This is a genomic window from Streptomyces sp. BPTC-684, assembly GCF_030028635.1.
GTDB lineage: Bacteria > Actinomycetota > Actinomycetes > Streptomycetales > Streptomycetaceae > Streptomyces > Streptomyces noboritoensis.
Genome location: NZ_CP124863.1, coordinates 5307542 through 5323590 on the forward strand (window position 1 = coordinate 5307542; position 16049 = coordinate 5323590).

Genomic DNA, 16049 nt, shown 5'->3' on the forward strand with positions numbered 1-16049 from the left:
TACCGGAGCGGCAGTATTGAGACAGAACGGATCGGGCCCCGCGGTCGCGGGGCCCGATCCGTTTCCGTCACCCGATGTCCGTCACCACGTGGCGCGCAGCTGGCGGATGATCCGCCTGCGCAGCCGCACCCTGCGGCTGCCGTCACGCAGCAGGCTCAGTCGCTCCAACTCCCAGTGTCCGTACTCGGCGTGGTCGGTCAGCAGGCGTGTGGTGTCCTTGCGGGAAACCCCGCGAGGCACATACACGTCGACAAATTCGTATTCCGGCATCGCATCTATTGTGCGGGCAGAGCCCCTGTACGGATAGCGTCTGCACTATGTCTGATGCTGCGCAGCCCTCCGCTGCCGAGGTACGTGCCGCCGCCGACGCGGTCAAAGCCGCGCTGGACCGCCACCTGGAGGCGGTGGAACGCCGCACCGGGGACGACGATCCGGCCGTGTACGACGCGTTCAACGCCCTGGCGGCCGCTGCCGAGGCGTACGACGAGCGGCTCTACGACCGGTACGACGAGGTCACCCCCTTCGAGATCCCGGGCGCCGACGACTCCCTGCCGCCCTACACGGGCCCGGAGGAGCCGAACGCGCTGAGCGTGCTGATCCGCCGCGACTACGCGGTGGTGGAGCCCCAGCGGCTGCTCGCCCAGGCCCAGCGGATCGCGGACCTGGACCCGGAGGCCGACGACTCGGCCGAGGCCGACCGGGCGGCCGCCGTGGTCGGCACGAGCGTGCACGCGGCGCTCGGGGTGCTCTTCGGGGAGTACGAACCGGACGAGATCGCCTCCCGGCACAAGGAGTTCGGCCTGGAGGAGGGCGACTCCACGCTGTGGGTGTCGGCGGCGGACGAGCTGCCGGAGCCGGGGGAGTGGCTGAGCACGCCGTTCGACCACGCGGATCCGCAGCGGGTGGTGTGCCGGTTCGACGTCAGCGCGGTCTTCGACGAGGACGAGCTGGAGGACGAGGACGACCTGCCCGGGGCGTCGTGACTCCGGGCGTCGTGACTCCTCCGGGTGTCGTGACGCCTCCGGGGTTCTGACACCTTCGGTGTTCTGCGCCTTGCCGACAGCCTCCGTGTCCCGTACGGGCACGGAGGCTGTCGCGTATCGCGGCCGGGCGGGCCCCGGGGCTACTCCGCCTCGGGCGTCCGCAGCAGGGCCTGCAGAAGGGGCGTGAGCCGGGTCGTACGCGCCGGGGCGGGCACCTCGGCCACCGCGCGCGGGAGCGCCTGGTCCACGCCGTGGACCACGGACAGATGACGCTCGGCGCGGCCGAACGCCGTGTAGACCCACGACCGGCTGAGCCCCTGCGCCGCGTCCCCGGGCAGCACCGCCACGACCGCCGGCCAGCGCATGCCGGCCGCCTGGTGGGCGGTCAGCGCCCAGCCGTGCCGCAGCGCCGACTCGACCCGCTCCTTCGGTACGACGAGGGGCTCACCGCCGCAGTCGAGGTGCAGCCCGTCCGGGCCCGCCGAGCCGACCACGCCCAGCGAGGTGCGCCCGGGCGCCTCCGCGTACGCCACGCGGTCGCCCGGGTCGAAGCCCGCGAACCGGCCGGGGCCCGGGTTGAGCCGCTGCTTCAGGGCCGCGTTGAGCGCCCGGGTCCCCGCCGAGCCGCCGTGGCCGACCGTGATCACCTGGGTCTGCTCGGCCGGCACCCCGATCGCGCGCGGCACCGAGTCCGCGACCAGCTGGACGCAGCGGTGCACCGCCTCGCCCGCGTCCCGCACCGGAACGATCACGATCTCCTTGCCGGGCGCCGCGACCTGGCCGAGCTCACCGGCGCCGATCCCCGAGACCAGCTCGCCGAGCGGGCCGGGGTCCGGGGTGCGCGACGCCACGTGCGGGACCGCCCGGGCCGCCGCCACATCGGCGAACACCCGGCCCGCGCCCGCCGAACCCAGCACCTCCGGATCCCCGCCGAGCACCAGGCGGCAGCCGTCCGGCAGGGACTCGACGAGCATCGCCGCGCCCTCCACGTCGAGCTGCGGGGCGTCCTGCACGACCAGCACGTCCAGGGCGAGCGCCCCGTCCTCGTCCCGGCCGGGACCCTCGGTCCCGGAGAGCAGCGCGGCCACGGTGAAGGCGCGCTCGGCCCCCACCGCCCCGGCGAGCCGGCGCCGGCCGTCCCGGGTGTGCGCGGCGGCGGCCGCCCGCAGGCCGAGGCCGTGTGCGGCGTTGACCACGGCGGCGGACTCGGCGCGGGCGGCCTCGCCGCCGGAGTGGGTGACCAGGCCGTTGGCCGCCACCGCCCTGATCAGCTCGGCGGCGGACGGCGAGGGGGCGGCCGCGGCGGCCGCCTCCCAGTCCGAACCGTCGTCCTTCACCGGGGCGTTGGCGAGCCGGGCCAGACCGTCGGCGAGGCTCTCCTCCGCCAGCGCGTACCGGTCGAGGCCGAGCAGCACCTCGACGGGGGCGGCCTCGTCCTCCGGGGTGGTCTCTTCGTCGTTGTCCGGCTCGGCGTCCAGCGCGGCGACCCCGTCCTCGAAGAGCAGCACCACGCCCTCGCTGACCGCGTGCCGTACGGCTTCGTCCACGTCCGGCACCGAACGCTCGGCCAGCGCCGCCTTCACCGCCGCGATCGGCAGCGCGGTGTGGCCCTGGACCGACGCGCGCTCCAGGGTCCAGGCGACCAGCGCGGCCGCCCGGCGCGGGTCGTCCGGGCCGCACTCCGCGCCGAGCAGCGCCCGGGCGAAGCCGTCGGCCTGCTCGGGGCGGACCCCGGGCACGGCGAGCAGCTGCCAGGGGTCGGTCCGCAGGACGTCGGCCGCCTGCTCGCCCAGGGCGTCCGTGACCTGCGGGGCCAGCGAGTCCGGCGCGCCGCCGTCGCTCAGCACGGCCCGCACCGCGGCCAGCGCCTCCGGCCCGGCGGCCACGCGCGCGGGCCGCGGCACCTGCGTCCGGACGGGCGCGGGGGAGGCCGGGGCCGGGGCGGGGCGGCGGGGGGCCGGGGCGGAGGCGAAGAACGACGCCCCCGGCTTCTCGCCGCTCTCGACCGCCCGGACGGCCGCGAGCAGATCGGCGGCCTGCCCGCTGAGCTTGGTCCCGGCCGCGACGGGCCCCTCCTTCTCGGCCTTCCGCGCCTCGATCCGCGCCCGCAACTCCCGCTGAGCGGCGAGCTCGGCCTGAGCCTCGGACAACTCGGCGGCGCCGTCACCGGTCGCGGCGGCGTCGGCGCTCGGAGCGGTGTCGCCCTCGGCCGGGCCGTCGCCTTCCGGAGCCGAGCCCTCCGTAACCTGGTCCGTGCCGTCGGCGCCCGGGACCGCGGGGCCCGCCTCGGCCGTGTCCTCGGCCGCCGGAGCCGGGCCCTCCGTAACCTCGTCAACCTCGTCCGCGCCCTCGGGCGTGTCGGCGGCGCCGTCAGCCGCGACGGTTGCCTCGGCCACTACGGGCACACCGGCTTCGTCGGCGCCTTCGGCGCCATCGGCCGGGGTTCCGGGGGCCGTCCCCGGGGGAAGCGCGGTCACAAGGTGCTCCAGTCCTGATCGGGATAGCGGTGCACGGGCGCCGACACATCGTCCAGCGCCCGGCAGATCTCGTCTGGAAGACTAAGCGCCTCCACTGACAATGCCGCCGTGAGCTGCTGCGCGTTGCGCGCGCCGACGATCGGCGCGGCCACTCCGGGCCGGTCCCGCACCCACGCGAGCGCGACGTGCAGCGGCGTCGCCGCGAGGCCGTCCGCGGCTATCGTCACCGCGTCGACGATCCGGCTCGCCGCCTCGTCCAGATACGGCGCGACGAACGGCGCCAGCGCCTCGGAGGCCCCGCGCGAGTCCGCCGGGGTGCCGTTGCGGTACTTCCCCGTCAGCACCCCGCGCCCCAGCGGCGAGGACGGCAGCAGCCCGATCCCGAGGTCGAGCGCGGCCGGCAGCACCTCCCGCTCCACACCGCGCTGGAGCAGCGAGTACTCCATCTGCGTACTGGCGAGGCGAGTCCGCACGCCCGGCGCGCCCAGCTGCCAGGTCGCGGCCTTCGCGAGCTGCCAGCCGCAGAAGTTGGACACGCCCGCGTACCGCACGCGGCCGCTGCTCACCGCGATGTCCAGGGCCTGGAGCGTCTCGTCGAGCGGGGTTTGCGGATCGAAGGCGTGGACCTGCCAGATGTCCACGTAGTCCGTGCCGAGACGTTCCAGCGACGCGTCGAGCGCGGCGAGCAGATGGCCGCGCGAGCCGTCGAAGCGCCGGTCCGGGTCGGGCACGCTGCCCGCCTTGGTCGCGATGACCAGATCGCGGCGCGGCACCAGCCGCTCCACCAGCTGCCCGAGCAGATATTCGGCGTCCCCGCCCCCGTACACGTCCGCCGTGTCGACCAGCGTGCCGCCGGCCTCCCAGAACGCCTTCAACAGATCGGCGGCGTCGTGCTCGTCGGTGTCCCGGCCCCAGGTGAGGGTGCCGAGCCCGATCCGGGATACGCGCAGGCCCGTACGGCCCAGGTGCCTCTGCTCCATGGGCGCTGAGATTACTGGCCACGGCGCCGAGCGGTGAGGGCCTGTGGACAACTCGGCTTCCACAGCCCTGCCGCCCCGCCCGCCCGCGCGCTAGAGTCCCCGGAACAGGGACGTTACTGATCAGTAAGGGGACCGCCATGCGGCTCGGGATCAACCTCGGCTACTGGGGCGCCGGAATGGACGGCGACAACCTCGCCGTCGCCCAGGAGGCCGACCGGCTCGGCTACGACGTCTGCTGGGCCGCCGAGGCCTACGGCTCGGACGCGCCCACCGTCCTGGCCTGGGTCGCCGCCCAGACCGAGCGCATCGACGTCGGCTCCGCGATCCTCCAGATCCCGGCCCGCCAGCCCGCGATGACGGCGATGACCGCCGCCACCCTCGACTCGCTCTCCGGCGGCCGCTTCCGCCTCGGCCTCGGCGTCTCGGGCCCGCAGGTCTCCGAGGGCTGGTACGGCGTCAAGTTCGACAAGCCGCTGGCCCGCACCCGCGAGTACGTCGAGATCGTCCGCCGGGCGATGACCCGCGAGCGGCTCTCGTACGAGGGCGAGCACTGGACGCTGCCGCTGCCCGACGGCCCCGGCAAGGCCCTCAAGCTCACCGTCCACCCCGAGCGCGAGCACATCCCGCTCTACATCGCCGCGATCGGCCCCAAGAACCTGGAGCAGACCGGCGAGATCGCCGACGGCGCGCTGCTGATCTTCCCCTCCGCCGAGCACCTGGAGGACACCGCGATCCGCCACATCCGGGCGGGCCGGGAGAAGGCGGGCAAGACCCTGGAGGGCTTCGACATCTGCCCGACGCTGCCGCTGGCGCTCGGCGAGGACAAGGACGTCCACGCGCTGGCCGACATGTTCCGCCCGTACACCGCGCTCTACGTCGGCGGCATGGGCAGCTTCAAGCAGAACTTCTACAACCAGCTCGCGCGGCGCATGGGGTACGAGAAGGAGGCCGCCGAGATCCAGGAGAAGTACCTGTCCGGCGACAAGGCGGGCGCGGCCGCCGCCATTCCGCACCAGCTGATCGACTCCACCACGCTGCTCGGCTCGGTGGAGCGCATCGCCGACCGGATGCGGGCCTACGCCGCCGCCGGGGTCACCACCCTCACCCTCGCCCCGGCCGGCTTCACGCTCGACGAGCGGGTGGCGGCGCTGCGGGCGGGCACCGAGGCGCTGGAGCACGCCGGTCTGGCGTAAGCGCAACGGGAAGTCCGCGGCCGTGGTGGGGGCTCGGGGGTCTTCCCCGCCACGGCCGTCATCCCGAACAACGCGCGTGCGCCGGGTGGGTTACGGGCGGACGCGCCCCCGTGCGTTCCTTCGTTCGGCCCAGCCGAGAGGCACCCCTGTTGCCCCGTTCTGTCCTTCGCACTTGACTTGCTCTTTGCAGATGTCTGTACGGGAGTCATGCGGAGGTACGGCGATGCTTTCGGCCAAGAGCCTGTTCCAGGAGATCCTCGACAACGACGAGTCGTTCCGGCTCTTCTGCTCGATCGCGGCCAGCGGCGAGACCCAGGGCGGCTGGGAGAACGGCCGCATCTCCGCGCTCGTCCCGCCGGAGCAGCAGGAGCTCGCCCCCAAGATCGCCCGGCACGGCGCCGACGAGGACAAGCACGGGCGCATCTTCAACGCGCTGCTCAAGAAGCGCGGCCTCACCCCGGTCCCGGTGCCGGCGGAGACCGACTACACGATGCTCCTGGAGCGGCACGGCATCGGGCTCGCCCACGAACGGCTGCGCGCGCAGCGGCCGCTCACCGAGCAGGACATCGTCACCTACCTCTCGCACAGCCGGGTCACCGAGCAGCGGGCCGCCGACCAGATGGTGATGCTGGTCAGGTACTTCGGGGACCACCCCGAGGTCGGCCGGGCGATCCGCATGATCAGCAACGACGAGGACAACCACCTCGCGTACTGCCACGAGGAGCTGCTGCGCCTGGCGTACGCCGGGCACGGCCGCACCATCCAGCGCGTGCTGCGCGAGTGCGCGCTCGCCGAGATCCGCGTCTACCGGGACGTCAGCCTCGCCGTGGTGGCGCACATGGGCCGCATCCTCGGCTGGCCGAAGGCCAAGTCGGCGGCGCTGACGGCCGGGATCCACGGCATGTACGCGTTCGAACGGGCCGGCGGCTGGCAGCGGATGGTCAGCCTGTCGATGCCCGAGCGCCGCGACGCGCTGGGCGGACCGGCCGCCCCCGCGCCCGAGTACGCGTAACCACCGGGCCTTTAGAGCCAGCCGCGGCGTTTGAACGTGCGGTACAGCACCACTTCGAGCGTCGCCATCAGCGCCAGGACCGCCGGATACGCCCAGACGTACTTCAGCTCCGGCATGTGCTCGAAGTTCATGCCGTAGATCCCCGCGACCATCGTCGGCACCGCGGCCATCGCCGCCCACGCGGAGATCTTCCGCATGTCGTCGTTCTGCCGCACGCCCATCTGCGCGAGATGGGCGGAGAGGATGTCGGAGAGCAGCCGGTCCAGGCCCTCCACGCCTTCGTTGGCGCGGATGAGGTGGTCGCTCACATCGCGGAAGAACGGCTGCGCCTTGTCGTGCACGAACGGCACCCCGGCCCCGGAGAGCCGCTGCATCGGCTCCGCCAGCGGGCCGCTCGCCCGGCGGAACTCCAGGACCTGCCGCTTGAAGGTGTAGATCCGGGACGCGACCGTGCCCCCGCTGCCCGGGGCGCGGCCCTTGCCCTCGCGGCCGACCGGCGCGAAGACCTCCGCCTCCAGCTCCTCCAGGTCCGTCTGGAGCTCCGCGGCCACCTCCGTGTAGTGGTCGACGACGGCGTCGCTCACCGCGTACAGGACGGTCGTCGGGCCGTGCCGCAGCAGCTCCGGCTCGGCCTCCAGACGCATGCGCACGTCGTGCAGCGGCGAGCCCTCGCCGTGCCGGACCGTCACCACGAACGAGTCGCCGATGAACAGCATCAGCTCGCCGGTGCTGACGGTGTCGCTCTCGGGCTCGTACGTCACCGGCTTGAGCACCACGAACAGCGAGTCGTCGTACACCTCCAGCTTGGGCCGCTGATGGGCCGTCAGGGCGTCCTCGACCGCCAGCGCGTGCAGCCCGAACTCGCTGCTGACCAGGTCGAACTCGTCCTCGGTGGGCTCGTACATACCCAGCCACACGAACGCGTCCCCGGCCGCCCGGGCCTCCTCCAGCGCATCGGAGTAGTCCGGCGGGCCCTCGGTGCGGCGGCCGTCCCGGTAGATGGCGCAGTCGACGATCACGGCGCGCATTCTTCCGCGAACCCGTCCCGGCCGCACCCGCTCGCGCCGCTCGGCCTACGCTGGCGGACATGGCCACGCTGATCCTCGTACGTCACGGACGCTCCACCGCCAACACCTCGGGCGTGCTGGCCGGGCGCACACCCGGTGTGCTGCTCGACGAGCGCGGCGCCGCCCAGGCCGCCGCGCTGCCCGCCCGGCTCGACGGAATGCCGATCGCCGCCGCCGTCTCCAGCCCGCTGGAGCGCTGCCGGGAGACCCTGCAACCCCTGCTCGACGCGCGACCCGGGCTCGCGCTCCACACCGACGAGCGCATCAGCGAGTGCGACTACGGCGACTGGTCGGGCCGCAAGCTCGCCGAGCTCTCCGAGGACCCGCTGATGGAGGTGGTGCAGCAGCACCCGTCGGCCGCGGCCTTCCCCGGCGGCGAGTCGATGCCGGCCATGCAGCGGCGCGCCGTCGAGGCGGTGCGCGAGTGGGACGCGCGCGTGGAGGCCGAACACGGCCCGGACGCCGTGTTCGTCATGTGCTCGCACGGGGACATCATCAAGTCGATCGTCGCCGACGCCCTCGGAATGCATCTGGACCTCTTCCAGCGGATCTCGGTGGAACCGTGTTCCCTGACCGCGATCCGCTACACCCGGCTGCGCCCGTTCCTGATGCGCCTGGGGGAGACCGGGGACTTCGGCTCGCTGGCGCCCCGGCCGGCCAAGGAGGGCACCCCCTACGACGGCCGGGCCGTAGTAGGGGGTGGCGCGGGAGCACCGTGATCGCCGGGCGCAGTAGGGTGGGCGGGCCGAAAACACCGAGCTCCGCCCCGGCGGGCCCGCACCCACCGCTCAATCCGACATAGGGAGACCAGGACGTGTCCCGTCAGGTGTTCTTCTACGATCCGCCGGACCGCTTCGTGGCCGGTACGGTCGGGCTGCCCGGACGCCGTACGTTCTTCCTCCAGGCGTCCGCGGGCAGCCGTACCACCAGCGTCGCCCTGGAGAAGACCCAGGTCGCAGCCCTCGCCGAGCGGATCGACGAGCTTCTGGACGAGGTCGTGCGGCGCACCGGGGGCAACGCGCCCGTCCCGGCCGTCGCTCCCGCCGACGTCACCGACACCGCGCCGCTCGACTCCCCCGTGGAGGAGGAGTTCCGCGTCGGCACCATGGCGCTCGCCTGGGACGGCGAGGAGCAGCGCATGGTCATCGAGGCGCAGGCCCTGGTCGAGCTCGACGCCGACTCCGAGGAGGACCTCGCGGAGGCCGAGGAGCGGCTGCTCCAGGACGACGAGAACGGCCCGCCGATGCTGCGGGTGCGCCTCACCGGCGCCCAGGCCCGCGCCTTCGCCAAGCGCGCCCTGGACGTGGTCAACGCCGGCCGCCCGCCGTGCCCGCTGTGCAGCCTGCCGCTCGACCCGGAAGGACACGTATGCCCGCGCCAGAACGGATACCGACGGGGAGCCTGACGGCGGTGGAACTGCTCACCAAGGGCGAGCTCACCGTGCGCGGCCGGATCCGCGAGGCGTCCAACGCGGTGCTGTACTGCTCCGTCGCGTACGAGGGCGAAAGCGCCCACTGCGTCTACAAGCCGGTGGCCGGGGAGCGCCCGCTGTGGGACTTCCCGGACGGCACGCTCGCCCAGCGCGAGGTCGCCGCGTACGAGGTCGGCGCGGCCCTCGGCTGGGACCTGGTGCCGCCGACCGTGCTGCGCGACGGGCCGTACGGCGAGGGCATGGTCCAGCTGTGGATCGAACAGTCGGCGGGCGACCCCGAAGAGGGCGGACTGCTCGCGCTCGTCGACGGCGAGGAGCCCGGCGAGGGCTGGAAGGCGGTCGGGCTCGCGGACGTGGGGGAGGGCCGCACGGCGCTCCTGGTGCACGCCGACGACGAGCGGCTGCGGCGGCTCGCCGTGCTCGACGCCGTGATCAACAACGGCGACCGCAAGGGCGGCCATCTGCTGCCCACCGAGGGCGGCCGCCTCTACGGCATCGACCACGGGGTCACCTTCAACGTCGACGACAAGCTGCGCACGCTGCTGTGGGGGTGGGCGGGCGAGCCGCTGACCGAGGAGGCGGTGGCGGCGCTGACCGGTCTCGCGGCCGCGCTGGCCCCCGGCGAGCCGCTGGCCACCCGACTGGCGGAGCTGATCACCGCGGCCGAGCTCGACGCGCTCCGGGGCCGGGTGGCGGGCCTCCTGTCGGACGGGGTGCACCGCAGCCCGTCGGGCGAGTGGCCGCCGATTCCCTGGCCGCCGGTGTAGCGGCGGCACCGGTGACGTAACGGGACAAGCGGGATCCATGCACGGAGGGCCGGGTTCGCGCAAGACCGCGTATTCGGCCAAGAGCGCACATCCGGTTCGAATATGGAGCGTGCATCCGGTTACGCTCATGACATGCATGCCTGGCCCGCTTCTGAGGTCCCCGCCCTGCCCGGCAAGGGCCGCGACCTCCGGATCCACGACACCGCGACCGGTGGTCTTGTCACCCTCGACCCCGGTCCCGTCGCCCGTATCTACGTCTGCGGCATCACCCCGTACGACGCGACCCACATGGGTCACGCGGCGACCTACAACGCGTTCGACCTCGTTCAGCGCGTGTGGCTCGACACCAAGCGGCAGGTCCACTACGTCCAGAACGTCACCGACGTCGACGATCCGCTCCTGGAGCGGGCCATCCGCGACGGGCACGACTGGACCGCGCTCGCCGAGCGCGAGACCGCGCTCTTCCGCGAGGACATGACCGCCCTGCGGATGCTTCCCCCGAAGCACTACATCGGAGCCGTCGAGGCGATACCCGGCATCGTGCCGCTCGTCGAGCGGCTGCGGGACGCGGGCGCCGCCTACGAACTCGACGGGGACATCTACTTCTCCGTGGAGAGCGACGCCCACTTCGGGCAGGTCTCCAACCTCGACGCCGAGGCCATGCGACGGCTCTCCGCCGAGCGCGGCGGTGACCCCGAGCGCCCCGGCAAGAAGAACCCGCTCGACCCGATGCTCTGGATGGCCGCCCGCGAGGGCGAGCCGAGCTGGGACGGCGCGAGCCTGGGCCGCGGCCGGCCGGGCTGGCACATCGAGTGCGTCGCCATCGCCCTGGACCACCTCGGCATGGGCTTCGACGTGCAGGGCGGCGGCTCCGACCTCGCCTTCCCGCACCACGAGATGGGCGCCTCGCACGCCCAGGTGCTCACCGGCGAGTTCCCGATGGCCAAGGCGTACGTCCACGCCGGCATGGTCGCGCTGCACGGCGAGAAGATGTCGAAGTCCCGGGGCAACCTGGTCTTCGTCTCCAAGCTGCGCCGCGACGGCGTCGACCCGGCGGCGATCCGGCTCGCGCTGCTCTCGCACCACTACCGGGCCGACTGGGAGTGGACCGACCAGGTCCTCCAGGACGCCGTGGAGCGGCTCGACCGCTGGCGCGCGGCCGTCTCCCGCCCCGACGGGCCGTCCGCGGACGCGCTGGTCGAGGAGATCCGCGACGCCCTCTCCCACGACCTGGACGCCCCGACGGCGCTCCTGGCCGTGGACCGGTGGGCCGCTCTCCAGCAGTCCGAGGGCGGTACGGACGAGGGCGCGCCCGGCGTGGTCTCGCGCGCCGTCGACGCGCTGCTCGGCGTGGCCCTCTAAGAGCGCAGAGCGCGGCGCCGGGTGGGCACTGCCCACCCGGCGCCTTTGCGTGTACGTCCGGTGCTACTGCCGGTTCACCACGACGGCCTGGATCGCGCCCGTCTTGGTGTCGAAGAACCCGATGACCTGCTGGCCGTACGCGAACGCCTGCTGGACCGCGTCATGCGTGACCGGGGTCGGGTTCGCGAGCGGGTGCCAGTTGTTGTTGATGAACAGGTACAGGATCGACGGCTGGCCGGGCAGCGGGGTCACCACGTCCCAGAACTTGGTGGCGATGCCGCTGGTCACCGAGGCCGCCTCGATCGCGCTCGGCAGCACGAGCGGCTGCTCGGTCTGCTGCATGCCGCCCATCTGCTGCCCCATCTGCTGGAGCAGCTGCTGGAAGGGCTGCTGCTGGCCGAGCTGCTGGAGCTGCTGCTGGATCTGCGGCGGCGAGGTGTTCGGGCCCTGCTGCTGGCCCTGCGGGGACCCCTGCTGCTGCGGGAAGCCCGGTTGCTGGCCGGACTGCGGCTGGCCGTACTGGGGTTGACCGTACTGCTGCTGACTCATCTGCGGGGTGGTGCTCATACGGGTGTCACCTTCCCTGTGTCGATGCGTGGGTCGGTCATGGGTGGGGCATGGGTCGATGTGCGGATGGAGGTGTGGGTGGGCCGACGCGTGGAGCGGTCAGCCCGCTACGACGAGACCGACGACCTCGTCGTCCGAGAACCAGACGCGTACGTCGGGCCGTCCCGCGGCGAAGGCGGCGTGCACCGCCCTGCGCAGCTCCGGCGCCGGGTCGTTGAGGTTGCGCCACGCCCCGGAGACGAACAGCCGGAGCCTCGGCGGGAGTTCAGGGGGGTACGGGAGGAGCTCGTCCCAGTACCGCTCGGCCTGGCCGGTGCCGACCGTCGAGGGCATCAGCCGGGTGACCGCGGCCCTGATGTCGGGCCGGCTGCCGATGCGCTGGGAGGCGGGCCGCCCCGGCGCGTCCTGCTGCGGCGAGCCGGTCGTCCGCAGGATCTCACGGGCCCGCTCGGGGGTCATCGGCGCCAGGTCCGCCGCCTTCAGGATTCCCTGGAGGCAGACGAGGGCGCCGGTCACCACGGGCGCGGCGGCGGATGTGCCGGAGAACGCGTCGGTGTACCAGGCGATCTCCTCGGCGCCGCCCTGGAGTTCACCCGCCCGGTCCCAGAACCCGCCGGTCGTGGTGGTCTCGCGGCCCCAGCCCTGGGCGTCGATCCGCGCCCCGTAGTTGGAGAACGCGAGCCGCGAGCGGTCCGGGCCGTGGTCGCGCCCGTGGGTGCCGGGCGGCGGGGCGCCCGCGCCGACCAGGACCGCGCCGGAGGACGGGTTGGCGGGGTTGAAGGGGTTGCGCCAGGTCCGGGGGAACCGCTCGGGCCGCCGCTCGTACAGCGCGTCGTCCAGGCTCTCCCCGCCGTTGCCCGCGGCCGCCACCACCAGGACGCCCCTGGCCGTCGCCCGCCGGATCGCCGCGAAGTCGTCCGGCCACCACTCCAGAGGCAGGAAACCGGCCTGGTCGTCGCGGTGTTCATAGGCGAACCGGGGCCCCGGCCGGTGCAGTGCGACCAGCACGACGTCGCCGGGTGCCAGCCGTTCGGCGGCGGCGTGGATCGCCGCGGCCGTGCCGGTGGAGGCGCACGAGGCGGCCGCCGTGACCGCCTCCGGGGCGATCCCGGTGATGCCCTTGTCGTCGCGGTCGGCGCCGATCACGCCGAGGACCGCGGTGCCGTGGTTGCGCCACGCCAGGTCCTGGACCGGGGTGCCGACGACGATCCCGGCGAGCCTGTCCGCCAGGTCCTCGTGGCCCAGCTGCCAGGCGCCCTCGACGTCGACGACGGTGACGCCCCGGCCGGAGCCGCCGGGCCGCTGCCAGGCCCAGTACGCGTCGACGCCCTCGGGCGCGGCCCGCAAGTAGCCCTGGCGGCCGGTGAAGTCGGGGGTGACGGGCGCGCCCTCCTTGAGCCGCCGCACCACCTCGTCGTCGGGACCGGCGTACTCAGCCGGAACCGCGCCCGGCTTCACATAGGCGGTCTCGATCCCGGGCAGCGCGGCCAGCCGCGCGGCGATCTCCTCGGCCCGGTCCGCCGCGCCGCGTACGCGGTGGAAGAGCGCCAGGTCGGGCTGTGCACCCCGGCCGAAGAGCGGTTCGAGTGCGAGCTGCTGGTCGCCGAGGAACATGGTGAGCGCCGTGGTGTCCGCCCCGGAATCCGGGCGGGTGACGACGATCAGCTCCGGCTCGGCGCCTTGATAGGTGAATCCGGCTCCATCGGGTCCGGGGCCCGCCGTTCCGGGGCCCTGGCCCGGGAGTGCCTGGTCGGTCATGGCCGCTCCCGCTCCCATCTGATCTGATGGCGATCTCGGATCGGGTTCGCGCGTCCCTACCCGGCACACCCTGCTACCGCGATGCCGACTCGTCCACCCCGTAAGGCCAACTATGTTTGAAATGAATATGCGTTGGGCAACCTGTGCAATCCATCCGGAAAGCGATGTCACGCCGTAAGTCGGCCAAACACTGCGGTGGTGCGGGCCGTGTGATGGGCTGGCAGTGACCGCAGCGCTACTTGAGCACGTTCATCGGAAGGACACGCGATGCACGGTTCCCTCGCACGTCGAAGACTGCTCGTGGGCGGCGCCGCACTCGGAGCCGCGGCCGCACTGTCGCCGCTCTCCGGCGTCGCCCGGGCGGCCGGAACACCCCGCCCGCCCGGTGGCCCCGCGCCCACCCGGTTCGCACTGCCCGACGGCTTCCGCCCGGAGGGCATCGCCATCGGCCGCGCCCCCTACGCCTACTTCGGCTCGCTCGCGGGCGGCGAGGTCTACCGGGCCTCGCTCCGCACCGGCGAGGGCCGGGTGATCAGCGCCGGACTCGGCCCCGACCACCCCACCGGCGGCCTGAAGACCGACAATCGGGGGCGGCTCTACCTGGCCGGTGCGGCAAGCCGCGAGCTCCGGGTCGTCGACCTCCGCTCGGGCGCCGTCACCCGTACGTACACGGTCGGTTCGGCCGGGACCTTCGTCAACGACGTGGTGCTCACACCCGACGCGGCCTGGTTCACCGACTCGTACAAGGCTCAGCTCTACCGGCTCGCGATCGGGCGCGGCGGCGAGCCGGGCGAGGTGAGCACGCTGCCCCTGAGCGGCGACTGGGTGCAGGGCCCCGACTTCACCGCCAACGGGATCTCCCGCACGCCCGACGGCAAGGCGCTGATCGTGGCCGACACGATCGCCGACGGCGGTCTGCTGATGCGGGTCGACCCGCGCACGGGCGCGGCCACCAGGGTCGACACCGGGAGCCTGCGACTCCCCAACGCCGACGGCCTTCTGCTGCTCGGCCGGGTGCTCTACGTGGTCCAGCAGGCCGACAACCGGGTCGATGTGATCCACCTCGACGCGGCCGGGACGCGCGGCACCCCGATCGCCGTGATCACCGACCCCCGGTTCCGGATCCCCACCACGGTGGCCGCCTGGGGCGACCGGCTGTATCTGCCCAACGCCCGCTTCGACACACCGCCGACGCCGGACACGGAGTACGACGTGGTCTCGGTCCCGGCCGTCCACTGAGCCGTTCCCCGGAAAGGGGCCCCGGGGCGGTGCCCGCTGTGTGCGCGCCGCCCCGGACAGGTTCTAGTCCTCCGACGACTCCGAGCCCTCGCCCGGCTCCTCCGGCTCCTCGCGCGAAGGCTTGGGCGGCCGGGTCCGCCCACTGCTCGTATCGCGCAGATACGACGTGGACTCGCCCCCGTCCGTGGCGTGTCCGCCCGGCGCCTGCCCCGGCCCGGGCCCACCGTCGCGCCGCCGCAGATACCGCTCGAACTCGCGGGCGATCGCCTCCCCGGACGCCTCGGGCAGATCCGCGGTGTCCCGCGCCTCCTCCAGCGTCTGGACGTACTCGGCCACTTCGCTGTCCTCGGCCGCCAGCTGGTCCACGCCGAGCTGCCACGCCCGGGCGTCCTCGGCCAGTTCGCCCAGCGGGATGCGCAGGTCGATGAGGTCTTCGAGGCGGTTGAGGAGGGCGAGCGTGGCCTTGGGGTTGGGCGGCTGCGACACGTAGTGCGGCACCGCCGCCCAGAGGCTGACCGCCGGGACGCCCGCGTGGGTGCACGCCTCCTGGAGGATGCCGACGATGCCGGTCGGGCCCTCGTACCGGGTCTCCTCCAGGTCCATCGTGCGGGCCAGGTCCGGGTCGGAGGTGACCCCGCTGACCGGCACCGGGCGGGTGTGCGGGGTGTCCCCGAGCAGCGCGCCCAGGATCACCACCATCTCCACGCCCAGCTCGTGCGCGAAGCCGAGGATCTCGTTGCAGAACGAGCGCCAGCGCATCGACGGTTCGATCCCGCGCACCAGGACCAGATCGCGCGGCTTGTCGCCGCCGACCCGGACGACCGAGAGCCGGGTGGTGGGCCAGGTGATCCTGCGGACGCCGCCCTCCAGGAACACCGTGGGCCGGTTGACCTGGAAGTCGTAGTAGTCCTCCGCGTCGAGGGCGGCGAAGACCTCGCCCTTCCACTCGCGCTCCAGGTGAGCGACGGCTGAGGAGGCGGAGTCGCCCGCGTCGTTCCAGCCCTCGAACGCGGCGATCATGACCGGGTCGACCAGCTCGGGAACTCCCTCCAGCTCGATCACCCAGTGCCTCCCTCCGAAGTTCTCTTGCGTACGCCCCAACCTTACGGCTTCAGCACTACCCCGCCGCAGCCCCCGTGCACGGCACGGTCCCCGCCGGAGTGATCCCCGCATGAACGGGCAGCAGCCGGGGCAGAGCGCGATCTCCCCAGT

At 73.3% G+C, this 16049-nt stretch carries 15 protein-coding genes; 8 read left to right on the plus strand and 7 right to left on the minus strand.

The annotated features are described in order from the left end of the window. Nucleotides 1–81: 81 nt before the first annotated feature. Nucleotides 82–270, minus strand: coding sequence for a DUF5703 family protein (locus tag QIY60_RS23560; RefSeq protein WP_101387537.1), 189 nt, complete (start codon nt 268–270; stop codon nt 82–84). 47 nt (nt 271–317) lie between these two features. Here QIY60_RS23560 and QIY60_RS23565 point away from each other — a divergent pair, with 47 nt between their 5' ends. After that, nucleotides 318–983, plus strand: coding sequence for a hypothetical protein (locus tag QIY60_RS23565; protein ID WP_283144203.1), 666 nt, complete (start codon nt 318–320; stop codon nt 981–983). 140 nt (nt 984–1123) lie between these two features. Here QIY60_RS23565 and QIY60_RS23570 read toward each other — a convergent pair whose 3' ends face one another. Both QIY60_RS23570 and QIY60_RS23575 read right to left on the minus strand, forming a co-directional pair. Beyond that, entirely contained in the window at nt 1124–3379 is a 2256-nt protein-coding gene (locus QIY60_RS23570; protein WP_283144204.1) for an ATP-dependent RecD-like DNA helicase, read from the minus strand. A 77-nt stretch (nt 3380–3456) separates the two neighbouring features. Continuing rightward, nucleotides 3457–4440 (minus strand): aldo/keto reductase, encoded by a 984-nt coding sequence (locus QIY60_RS23575; protein ID WP_283144205.1) that lies wholly within the window; start codon nt 4438–4440, stop codon nt 3457–3459. Nucleotides 4441–4577: 137 nt separating this feature from the next. Between QIY60_RS23575 and QIY60_RS23580 the strand changes: the two genes are divergently transcribed. Then, complete coding sequence (locus tag QIY60_RS23580) at nt 4578–5633, plus strand: LLM class F420-dependent oxidoreductase (protein ID WP_283144206.1); 1056 nt, start codon at nt 4578–4580, stop codon at nt 5631–5633. Nucleotides 5634–5856: 223 nt separating this feature from the next. Continuing rightward, nucleotides 5857–6645 (plus strand): ferritin-like domain-containing protein, encoded by a 789-nt coding sequence (locus QIY60_RS23585; protein ID WP_283144207.1) that lies wholly within the window; start codon nt 5857–5859, stop codon nt 6643–6645. A gap of 11 nt (nt 6646–6656) precedes the next feature. Here the strand turns inward: QIY60_RS23585 and QIY60_RS23590 are convergent, their stop codons facing one another. Beyond that, nucleotides 6657–7673 (minus strand): magnesium and cobalt transport protein CorA, encoded by a 1017-nt coding sequence (locus QIY60_RS23590; protein WP_283144208.1) that lies wholly within the window; start codon nt 7671–7673, stop codon nt 6657–6659. Nucleotides 7674–7732: 59 nt separating this feature from the next. Between QIY60_RS23590 and QIY60_RS23595 the strand changes: the two genes are divergently transcribed. From QIY60_RS23595 to mshC, 4 genes are all read left to right on the plus strand, one after another. Then, nucleotides 7733–8431 (plus strand): histidine phosphatase family protein, encoded by a 699-nt coding sequence (locus QIY60_RS23595; protein ID WP_283144209.1) that lies wholly within the window; start codon nt 7733–7735, stop codon nt 8429–8431. 95 nt (nt 8432–8526) lie between these two features. After that, nucleotides 8527–9117 (plus strand): DUF3090 domain-containing protein, encoded by a 591-nt coding sequence (locus QIY60_RS23600; protein ID WP_101387529.1) that lies wholly within the window; start codon nt 8527–8529, stop codon nt 9115–9117. After that, nucleotides 9081–9911 carry an SCO1664 family protein gene (locus QIY60_RS23605; protein ID WP_283144210.1) on the plus strand — a complete coding sequence of 277 codons (831 nt, stop codon included), beginning with the start codon at nt 9081–9083 and terminating at the stop codon, nt 9909–9911. The genes QIY60_RS23600 and QIY60_RS23605 overlap by 37 nt, the downstream gene beginning before the upstream one ends. Nucleotides 9912–10043: 132 nt before the next feature. Beyond that, the gene (gene mshC, locus QIY60_RS23610; protein WP_283144211.1) at nt 10044–11273 is read left to right on the plus strand and encodes a cysteine--1-D-myo-inosityl 2-amino-2-deoxy-alpha-D-glucopyranoside ligase; all 1230 of its coding nucleotides are present in this window, start codon (nt 10044–10046) and stop codon (nt 11271–11273) included. A 63-nt stretch (nt 11274–11336) separates the two neighbouring features. On the opposite strand, the gene QIY60_RS23615 is transcribed toward mshC, so the two are convergent. Both QIY60_RS23615 and QIY60_RS23620 read right to left on the minus strand, forming a co-directional pair. Next, nucleotides 11337–11840: a hypothetical protein gene (locus tag QIY60_RS23615; RefSeq protein WP_283144212.1), complete on the minus strand. Its 504-nt coding sequence runs from the start codon at nt 11838–11840 to the stop codon at nt 11337–11339. Nucleotides 11841–11939: 99 nt separating this feature from the next. Beyond that, nucleotides 11940–13598, minus strand: coding sequence for a S8 family serine peptidase (locus QIY60_RS23620; protein ID WP_283144213.1), 1659 nt, complete (start codon nt 13596–13598; stop codon nt 11940–11942). Nucleotides 13599–13865: 267 nt separating this feature from the next. On the opposite strand from QIY60_RS23620, the gene QIY60_RS23625 reads away from it, so the two are divergent. Further along, entirely contained in the window at nt 13866–14837 is a 972-nt protein-coding gene (locus tag QIY60_RS23625; protein WP_283144214.1) for a superoxide dismutase, read from the plus strand. 63 nt (nt 14838–14900) lie between these two features. On the opposite strand, the gene QIY60_RS23630 is transcribed toward QIY60_RS23625, so the two are convergent. Then, the gene (locus QIY60_RS23630) at nt 14901–15899 is read right to left on the minus strand and encodes a PAC2 family protein (protein ID WP_283144215.1); all 999 of its coding nucleotides are present in this window, start codon (nt 15897–15899) and stop codon (nt 14901–14903) included. Nucleotides 15900–16049 lie beyond the last annotated feature (150 nt).

Bases quoted from the DNA above. Each gene is read 5' to 3' on its own strand.
- mshC (WP_283144211.1), top strand. From the start codon at position 10,044: ATGCATGCCTGGCCCGCTTCTGAGGTCCCCGCCCTGCCCGGCAAGGGC.
- QIY60_RS23565 (WP_283144203.1), top strand. From the start codon at position 318: ATGTCTGATGCTGCGCAGCCCTCCGCTGCCGAGGTACGTGCCGCCGCC.
- QIY60_RS23575 (WP_283144205.1), bottom strand. From the start codon at position 4,440: ATGGAGCAGAGGCACCTGGGCCGTACGGGCCTGCGCGTATCCCGGATC.
- QIY60_RS23560 (WP_101387537.1), bottom strand. From the start codon at position 270: ATGCCGGAATACGAATTTGTCGACGTGTATGTGCCTCGCGGGGTTTCC.
- QIY60_RS23620 (WP_283144213.1), bottom strand. From the start codon at position 13,598: ATGACCGACCAGGCACTCCCGGGCCAGGGCCCCGGAACGGCGGGCCCC.
- QIY60_RS23615 (WP_283144212.1), bottom strand. From the start codon at position 11,840: ATGAGCACCACCCCGCAGATGAGTCAGCAGCAGTACGGTCAACCCCAG.
- QIY60_RS23585 (WP_283144207.1), top strand. From the start codon at position 5,857: ATGCTTTCGGCCAAGAGCCTGTTCCAGGAGATCCTCGACAACGACGAG.
- QIY60_RS23605 (WP_283144210.1), top strand. From the start codon at position 9,081: ATGCCCGCGCCAGAACGGATACCGACGGGGAGCCTGACGGCGGTGGAA.
- QIY60_RS23625 (WP_283144214.1), top strand. From the start codon at position 13,866: ATGCACGGTTCCCTCGCACGTCGAAGACTGCTCGTGGGCGGCGCCGCA.
- QIY60_RS23595 (WP_283144209.1), top strand. From the start codon at position 7,733: ATGGCCACGCTGATCCTCGTACGTCACGGACGCTCCACCGCCAACACC.
- QIY60_RS23580 (WP_283144206.1), top strand. From the start codon at position 4,578: ATGCGGCTCGGGATCAACCTCGGCTACTGGGGCGCCGGAATGGACGGC.
- QIY60_RS23590 (WP_283144208.1), bottom strand. From the start codon at position 7,673: ATGCGCGCCGTGATCGTCGACTGCGCCATCTACCGGGACGGCCGCCGC.